The organism is Vibrio sp. V39_P1S14PM300 (assembly GCF_009904765.1).
GTDB lineage: Bacteria > Pseudomonadota > Gammaproteobacteria > Enterobacterales > Vibrionaceae > Vibrio > Vibrio proteolyticus.
This window is the reverse complement of the sequence record NZ_WXWP01000288.1, coordinates 1-8,139: the sequence shown is the minus strand read 5'-3', so window position 1 is coordinate 8,139 and position 8,139 is coordinate 1. Positions and strand designations below refer to the sequence as shown.

The window sequence follows — 8,139 nt, the reverse complement described above, 5'->3', positions numbered from 1 at the left end:
CCAAAACATTTTATTAACAATAGTTGTAAATACTTAATAACCGATCGGTAGCAAAATAAAAAATGAAAGCCACGCCATTAAAAACTAAAGGATTTTCGTTCAAACAGTTCTCGATAGAGGGCGGTCAGTCTGGCATGCCGGTCAGCACAGACGGCGTGATGCTCGGAACCTGGGCTGACATCGAACCCGCTGAACGCATACTGGATATCGGCACGGGCACCGGGCTACTGGCGCTGATGTGTGCCCAGCGACAACCGCATGCACATGTGACGGCGGTGGACATTGAGCCCAACGCCATTGCCGCAGCGCAGCACAACGTCACCAACTCAGCCTGGCAGGCACGGATTGAGATACTCGAAGGCGACATTCTGTCGATGCCGCTAACCGGCAGCTTCGACGCCATCGTGTGCAATCCTCCGTACTTCAACAGCGGCGAGCAGTCACAGCACCAACAGCGCGCCACCGCTCGTCATACTGACCGTCTCTCCCATCAGGCGTTGATCGCACGCTGCGCTGAATTGCTGACGCCAAACGGATGTGCCAGTTTCGTTCTGCCCGACAGCGAAGGCGAGGCATTTATCCGTCAAGCCGAACAATCCGGCTGGTTTGTCACCCGCTTATGTCGGGTCAAACCGTCAGACACCAAACCGGTCCACCGCTTACTGTTCGAACTGGCTCGCTCCGCCGCACCTTGTCAGGTGAGCGAGTTAACCATCCGGGAAAATTTGGATTACAGCCAGGCCTTTATCGAACTGACGCGAGAATTTTATTTGAAGATGTAGAAATAACCTGTGACCCTACTTAGCAATGGCTTTATACTATGCGCCCTTTAAATTCACTCAACAGCGCCGAATGGCTCGCGGAGACACCACAGTGATCAAAACTTTTGCCGACCTCGATCTTGATCCGAATCTATTGACGGCCATCGAAGAGATGGGCTACTCCCGTCCAACCCAGATTCAGGCCCAAGCCATTCCTGAAGCACTGGAAGGTCGCGACATTCTGGCGTCAGCACCAACCGGTACCGGAAAAACCGCCGCCTTTGTCCTGCCGGCACTGCAATTTTTGAGCGATTTTCCGCGCCGAAAACCCGGACCGGCCCGAGTGCTGATCCTGACGCCGACCCGCGAACTGGCGATGCAGGTGGCCGATCAGGCCCGTGCGCTGGCCAAGCACACCAAACTGAACATTTTTACCATCACCGGTGGTGTTCAGTATCAGGAACATGCGGACATTCTGGCGACCACACAAGACATCGTGGTCGCGACCCCCGGGCGTCTGATGGAATACATTGAGGCTGAGCGTTTCGACTGTCGCGCGATCGAATGGCTGATCCTGGACGAGGCCGACCGCATGCTCGATATGGGCTTTGGCCCAACCGTCGACCGGCTGTCCTCTGAGTGTCGCTGGCGCAAACAGACGCTACTGTTCTCCGCCACACTGGAAGGCAAAGGGGTGGAAGGCTTTACCGCGGATCTGCTCAAAGAACCGGCCGAAGTGGACGCCGAGCCGTCACGTCGCGAACGCAAGAAGATTGCCCAGTGGTATCACCGTGCCGACGACATGGAGCACAAACTGGCGCTGCTGAAAACCATCATTACCGAGCAAGCAGAACGCACTATCGTGTTTCTCAAAACCCGCGAACGTCTGGCAGAACTACGTGCTGAACTGGAGAGCGCCCAGATCCCATGTGCCTGGATTCAGGGTGAGATGCCACAAGATCGCCGGAATAACGCCATCAGCCGTTTTCGTACCGGTGACGTCAATGTCCTGCTCGCCACCGACGTTGCAGCGCGTGGTATCGATCTGCCCGACGTCAGCCACGTGATCAACTACGATATGCCGCGCAGTGCCGATGTTTATCTGCACCGCATCGGTCGTACGGCCCGCGCCGGGAAAAAAGGCAATGCGGTTTCTCTGGTCGAAGCACACGACCAACCCATGATGGACCGGGTTGCCCGCTACGTGAAAGAAGACATCAAAGAGCGTTTCATCAAAGAGTTGCGTCCTAAACACAAGAAGCCGGTGTTTAAGAAAAAGAAAAAAGACGATAAGAAAAAGGCGGCGACGAAAAAAGCAACCGGTACCAAAAAGAAAGTGGCGAAGAAAAAGAAGTAACCCCAAACTAAAAACGATAAAAAAGGTGATGCCCATGGCATCACCTTTTTTAGTGTCCAAATCCCGGTCCACAGGCCGGGATGTCATGCTCAGTGTTCGCGAGTCGCGCGGAACTGGACGTCCGGGAAACGTTCCTGAGCCAGGTTCAGGTTCACCATCGTCGGTGCGATGTAACTCAGGTTATCGCCGCCATCAAGCGCCAGGTTTGCCTGGTTCTTACGTTGAAACTCTTCCAGAGTCTTCGCGTCGTCACACTCAACCCAACGTGCCGTGGCCACATTTACGCCTTCATAGATAGCTTCAACGTTGTACTCCGCTTTTAAGCGCGCCACCACAACATCAAACTGCAGTACCCCCACCGCGCCCACGATCAAATCGTTGTTTTGCAGCGGACGGAACACCTGTACTGCCCCCTCTTCCGACAGTTGCACCAAACCTTTAAGCAACTGTTTCTGCTTGAGTGGATCTTTCAGGCGAATGCGACGGAACAACTCTGGAGCAAAGTTAGGAATACCCGCAAATTTCAGTGCTTCCCCTTGCGTGAAGGTATCACCAATCTGAATAGTACCGTGGTTGTGCAGACCGATGATATCGCCGGCATAAGCGTTCTCCGCCCGGGAGCGATCGCCGGCCATGAAGGTCACAGCATCGGAAATGTTGATCTGCTTACCCAGTCGCACGTGGTTCATTTTCATGCCCTGAGTGTAGGTGCCCGATACGATGCGCATGAACGCAATTCGGTCACGGTGTTTCGGGTCCATGTTGGCCTGAATCTTAAATACAAAGCCAGAGAACTTCTCTTCGTTCGCTTCTACTTCACGCTCATTTGCCTGACGCGCCAGAGGGGCTGGCGCCCATTCAGTCAGACCATCTAGCATGTGGTCCACACCGAAGTTACCCAGTGCCGTACCGAAGAAAACCGGGGTCAGCTCGCCGCTCAGGAACAGTTCGCGATCAAATTCATGCGACGCTCCCAGAACCAGCTCCAGCTCTTCACGTAACTGCTCCGCCAGTTCGGCACCGATGGCCTCATCCAACTCAGGGTTGTCCAGGCCTTTCACAATACGCTGTTCCTGGATCGTGTGCCCCTGACCTGTGGTGTACAGAATCGTTTCATCACGGTGAATGTGGTACACCCCTTTGAACTCTTTACCGCAACCAATCGGCCACGACACCGGCGCACACGCGATGTTCAGTTCGCTTTCGACTTCGTCCAGAAGCTCCATTGGATCACGAATATCGCGGTCCAGTTTGTTCATAAACGTCACGATCGGCGTATCACGCAGACGAGTAACTTCCATCAGTTTACGGGTCCGGTCCTCAACACCTTTCGCGGCATCGATCACCATCAAACAAGAGTCTACCGCCGTCAACGTACGGTAGGTGTCTTCCGAGAAATCTTCGTGTCCTGGCGTATCCAATAGGTTCACCAGGCACTCGTTGTACGGGAACTGCATCACCGATGTGGTAACCGAAATCCCCCGTTCCTTCTCCATTTCCATCCAGTCAGATTTGGCATGTTGAGCCGAGCCTCGGCCTTTAACCGTACCGGCGGTCTGAATGGCACGTCCGAATAACAGAACTTTTTCAGTAATGGTGGTTTTACCCGCGTCCGGGTGAGAAATGATCGCAAACGTACGACGTTTGGACACTTCACTCAAAAATGCGTTTGACATGGAAATGGTCTTCTCTTGGGCTAACTGGGTGAAAAAAGCCGGCGCCGGGCCGTCAGTTAGCAATGCGATTTAATTTTGCGCGGTATTTTCGCTTATATTGCTGCTCGGGGCAACTTTGGATGGCGACGGTCAGAAAAACAGATAGCTCATGATGATCGCATCTTCGTGACCGGATTGCGTTGGGTAGTAGTTGCGGCGCCGATCTACTTCATGGAAACCCGCTAGGTCGTATAACTGATAGGCTCGTTGATTGCTCTCGCGCACTTCCAACCAGGCACTGTCGGCGCTCAGTTGCTGACACAACTCAAGAAACCCGTCCAGCAGCATTTTACCGTAGCCTTGTCCCTGACAGGCCGGATCAACGGCAAGGTTAAGCAGCGTGACTTCACCGACAATATTTTGTGCGTAAAAGTAGCCGACGACCTGTTCTTCGGCCAGCAGTACATGATGGCGGCCTCCACGGCTGTTAATATCGCGGATCAAATTGTGTGACCAAGGGTGTGTATGAGCTTGGGTTTCGATCCGATACACCGCGTCAAGGTGCTGAACGGCTAACGGCATTAAGCGAGTTTGGGTCATGATAATTTACTGATAAGAACAGATTTGCTGCCACAGCGCACGGCGTAGCGTGTTATTGCCATCAATGTCGCTCAACATCGGAGTATGAAGGACGTGAGCATCAATGCCCGCCTGAACATCACATCCGGCAAACCAGATCCATTTCAGATGTTGCTCACTGATAGCGCTAAAATCGTCAGGCAGAATATGCCGCGCCTGTCCCAACTCAAGCTTGATGCTTTTCAACACACGCGCAAACATGGCGGCGGTCTCGCCTCGCGGGCATGAGGGGGCGACCAGCAGCAGCTGACAGGATTCGGGTAAATCCACCTGAGTAGCCTGGTAGCCCGTCAGCCGCTCTGGATGCGTCAACTGCCAGTACTGGATTCCCATTTCGGATAAATATTGAGTCTCGGTGTTGGACATAGTCGTGTTACCTGATGTGAGGCGCTCATCCTATCAAATTAATGGGGAAAAAGTCACAAACCTTGTGCCTTTCCCTGTCATTGGGCTTTACATGGATGGAGATAACAAAAAAGGGGCTTGAGCCCCTTTTCGACCCGCACCGGGCTATTGCGTAAATTCCGGGCTGTATTCTATCAGGCCACTGCGGTTATTCAGCATGCCCTCGGCCAACTCACATATCTGAAAAGCGCCAACCGGCACATCCCATGGGCAGCGCATCTGGTATTGTTCGGCGGGTTGAAAGCCGAAACGCTGATAGTAATCCGGATTGCCCAGCACCACACATACCGGATAACCAAACATCAGCAGAGACTCAAAACCCTCTTTAATCAGGGCAGACGCGATCCCCTGACCACGATGCGCCTTAGCCACCGCCAACGGCGCCAGCCCTTGCCAATTGAGGTCTTCCCCATTGAGCGTCACCGGCGTAAACATCACATGACCAATCACTTCGCCCTCATCGCTGCACGCGACCAGAGACAGCGTCAGACGGCTGTTTTCACGCAAAGACATCACCAATTGCGCTTCGGCATCGGTGTCAAACGCAGATTTCAACAAGCGATCGATCGCCAGGATGTCTGCCGGAGCTTCAGTTCGAATAAGCATTCATTACCTCATTTTGTGTTATCGGGGATTGTAAGCCCTTTTGCACAAAATCGGCCAGTTGTTCGAGTAAAATTTGCAGCGTTCTGGGTAATAAATCCAGATCAACGCTGTCCATCAGATTCTTGACTTCCAGTCCCAGCTCCGTGTCTCCCTCAATTGACAAACGCCGCTGAAAAAACAGGGTATCAGGATCTTCTTTCCGCCCGGCGATCAACACCAAATCATTCAGGTTAGCAGAAAAGCTGACGTCATGCTCCACCGCACCATCAGCCACCATCAGACGCTCATTCTGATAGCTGACATACCAACAAAGTAGCATATCTTTTATCTCTACTTTCAACCATTTATCTTCCAGAAAATCAAAATCCCCCTCTTCGAGGGATTCTTTAAATACGGTTTTAAGTCCCTCTAATAAGGCTTTTTTTTGTACGATTGGAGGTAATAAGTGGACTGGAGATCGCAAAATTGACGCTGCATTTTGAACTAATTGAGTACGAATCTTGTTAATCACGAGCGTTATCCGTTACTTTGTTGTGAGAATTCCTCATCATAATGGATGTGATAACGTCGGTTCCTGTTGTGTATCAATAAACCCGTATCTAGCTGTGATGCTTGATCTAGCGTGAATCACAGTTATAGTGAATATCATCAACAAACATTACAATCCATGTGAATGAAACAGCTCTTTGGGAGTCGGTAGTACTACATGCCTGCGCAACAATTAAAGCACTGGTTTGCCAAAATAACGGCCCATAGCCCGTTTTTCTTTGCGATTTTGGACAATCAGCATAAGTACGCCGTGGTTAACGATCGCTACTGCGACATTGCCGGACTCAACAGTGAAGAGTTGGTCGGGATGAGCGATGCCCAAGTATTGGGTGCGCAGTTCTATCATCATCTCAGACCGTATTACGAACGGGCATTTCAGGGCGAAACCATTGAGTCCGAAATCACCCTCAGTGAAATCGACCTCGAAACCAGCCTGCAATTCTGCCTGACCCCCGTCGATGACAACGGCACTGTCCGTCATATTCTGTTTCATGCCATCGACACCTCAGAAAAACAACTTCTGATCCGCTCGCTGGAAGAGTCCGAAACACGCTTTTCCACTCTGACCACTCTGTTGCCCGACGGTATTCTGCTGGTCGAAGACGACTGCATTTTGTCCGCCAACCCGGCGGCGGTAAGACTGCTCGGCTTCAACAGCAACAACGATCTGCTCGGAGAAGAACTGTCAACGTTGTTTATCGATGAGAAAACCAAAACGGTTTTTAATACGCCGTTGGGGCTGTTACTTGCGGAAGCGCCGCTGGTGTGTCTGACAGGACCGAAATGCGGCTTTGAACGCAAGGTGCAGTTGCATGCCGATGCCGCCACTCTGCTCGGCAGCAACACGCAACTGGTGCTGATCCAGGACGCCGACGAACAGCCGAAGCCATTATCGCTCGCCAAGAGTGAAAACGCCCATACCGACTCGTTAACCGGCCTGTTTAACCGCTTCGGTTTCACCAAACGTCTTGAGCAGTTTATCCAGAATGACACACCGCTGATCATGCTTTATCTGGATATCGACAACTTCAAAAACATCAATGACTCACTCGGTCATCACATTGGTGACAAAGTGATCAAAGAGGTCTCCTCCCGCCTGAAGCGTTTGCTGCCTCAGCACGCAGTCCTTGGCCATCTTGGCGGTGATGAATTCGGCATCATCATTCCCGAACCGGACAACAATCGCATGGCTGAGATGCTCTCCGAGCGCATCATTTCACTGATCAATCAGCCATTCGACCTGCATCATTTCAGCAAACGTCTTGCTTGCTCCATCGGCAGTGTTGCGTATCCGGGCGACGGCAACGATGCACGCATCCTGCTGCAAAATGCCGATACGGCGATGTATGAGGCCAAAGATCGCGGTCGCAATCGCCTGATCCGTTTCAACGATCAGATGAACAAAGAAGCCCGCATGCGTCTGTGGCTCGAGATCGAACTGCAAAAAGCACTGCAACAAAATGGTCTCGAGGTGTGGTACCAGCCCAAAGTGAATGCGCGCGATTTCAGCATCAACGGCGCCGAAGCGCTGGTGCGCTGGAAACATCCGGTGGAAGGGTATATTTCTCCGGGTGCTTTCATTCCGGTGGCGGAGCGCGCCGGCTTGATTGAGCACCTTGGCCGCGTGGTAATGCGCGATGTCTTCGCTACTGTCAAACGCTGGAAACTGCAGGGGATTTTACCTGGACGGGTGGCCATCAACTTGTCGCCGGAGCAGTTCGGCAACCCGAAACTGATCGACTTCATGGAAAAGTTATTGCGTACCACCGAGCTGGATCCGGCCTGCATTACTTTTGAGCTGACGGAAAGTGCGGTCATGAGTGACAGCGAACACACTCTGCAAATGCTCAATGCCATCAAGAAACTCGGCTTTGGTCTGTCGATCGATGATTTTGGAACCGGCTACTCGTCGCTGTCGTATCTGGCACGTTTTCCACTCGATGAACTCAAAATCGATCGCGCCTTTATCAGTGACATCGATACCCTGCCTAAGCAGGTCACTGTGATTGAAAATATCATCAATCTGGGCAAATCCCTCAATCTGACTGTGGTCGCCGAAGGGGTTGAAACTCAGCAGCAGGCAACCTTACTGTCCAATCTCAACTGCAATTCCATTCAGGGCTTTCATTTCTACCGCCCACAACCGAAACACGAAGTGGAAGAGCTG

General features: G+C 52.2%; 8 protein-coding genes. 3 read left to right on the top strand and 5 right to left on the bottom strand.

Features of this window, described 5'->3' with window-relative positions:
- Nucleotides 1–62 precede the first annotated feature (62 nt).
- Nucleotides 63–782: a tRNA1(Val) (adenine(37)-N6)-methyltransferase gene (locus tag CAG65_RS14765; RefSeq protein ID WP_161454137.1), complete on the top strand. Its 720-nt coding sequence runs from the start codon at nucleotides 63–65 to the stop codon at nucleotides 780–782.
- A gap of 91 nt (nucleotides 783–873) precedes the next feature.
- On the top strand, nucleotides 874–2,118 hold the full coding sequence (gene srmB, locus CAG65_RS14760; protein WP_161454136.1) for an ATP-dependent RNA helicase SrmB: 1,245 nt from the start codon (nucleotides 874–876) through the stop codon (nucleotides 2,116–2,118).
- Between the two features lie 89 nt (nucleotides 2,119–2,207).
- Here the strand turns inward: srmB and prfC are convergent, their stop codons facing one another.
- From prfC to ubiT, 5 genes are all read right to left on the bottom strand, one after another.
- Complete coding sequence (gene prfC, locus CAG65_RS14755; RefSeq protein ID WP_021705651.1) at nucleotides 2,208–3,794, bottom strand: peptide chain release factor 3; 1,587 nt, start codon at nucleotides 3,792–3,794, stop codon at nucleotides 2,208–2,210.
- A gap of 129 nt (nucleotides 3,795–3,923) precedes the next feature.
- Nucleotides 3,924–4,376 carry a ribosomal protein S18-alanine N-acetyltransferase gene (rimI, locus tag CAG65_RS14750; RefSeq protein ID WP_425585314.1) on the bottom strand — a complete coding sequence of 151 codons (453 nt, stop codon included), beginning with the start codon at nucleotides 4,374–4,376 and terminating at the stop codon, nucleotides 3,924–3,926.
- Nucleotides 4,377–4,379: 3 nt separating this feature from the next.
- Nucleotides 4,380–4,778 carry a DNA polymerase III subunit psi gene (locus tag CAG65_RS14745; RefSeq protein ID WP_021705653.1) on the bottom strand — a complete coding sequence of 133 codons (399 nt, stop codon included), beginning with the start codon at nucleotides 4,776–4,778 and terminating at the stop codon, nucleotides 4,380–4,382.
- Between the two features lie 144 nt (nucleotides 4,779–4,922).
- A complete protein-coding gene (locus CAG65_RS14740; RefSeq protein ID WP_021705654.1) occupies nucleotides 4,923–5,423 on the bottom strand; it encodes a GNAT family N-acetyltransferase in 501 nt (166 codons plus the stop codon).
- A complete protein-coding gene (ubiT, locus tag CAG65_RS14735; RefSeq protein WP_021705655.1) occupies nucleotides 5,407–5,934 on the bottom strand; it encodes a ubiquinone anaerobic biosynthesis accessory factor UbiT in 528 nt (175 codons plus the stop codon). The genes CAG65_RS14740 and ubiT overlap by 17 nt, the downstream gene beginning before the upstream one ends.
- Before the next feature lie 195 nt (nucleotides 5,935–6,129).
- On the opposite strand from ubiT, the gene CAG65_RS14730 reads away from it, so the two are divergent.
- Nucleotides 6,130–8,139: sensor domain-containing protein (locus CAG65_RS14730; RefSeq protein WP_161454135.1), on the top strand; the 2,010-nt coding region annotated here is incomplete at its 3' end.

Coding starts and splice junctions, on each gene's coding strand:
- CAG65_RS14740 (WP_021705654.1), bottom strand. CDS start 5,423: ATGCTTATTCGAACTGAAGCTCCGGCAGACATCCTGGCGATCGATCGC.
- CAG65_RS14745 (WP_021705653.1), bottom strand. CDS start 4,778: ATGTCCAACACCGAGACTCAATATTTATCCGAAATGGGAATCCAGTAC.
- CAG65_RS14765 (WP_161454137.1), top strand. CDS start 63: ATGAAAGCCACGCCATTAAAAACTAAAGGATTTTCGTTCAAACAGTTC.
- prfC (WP_021705651.1), bottom strand. CDS start 3,794: ATGTCAAACGCATTTTTGAGTGAAGTGTCCAAACGTCGTACGTTTGCG.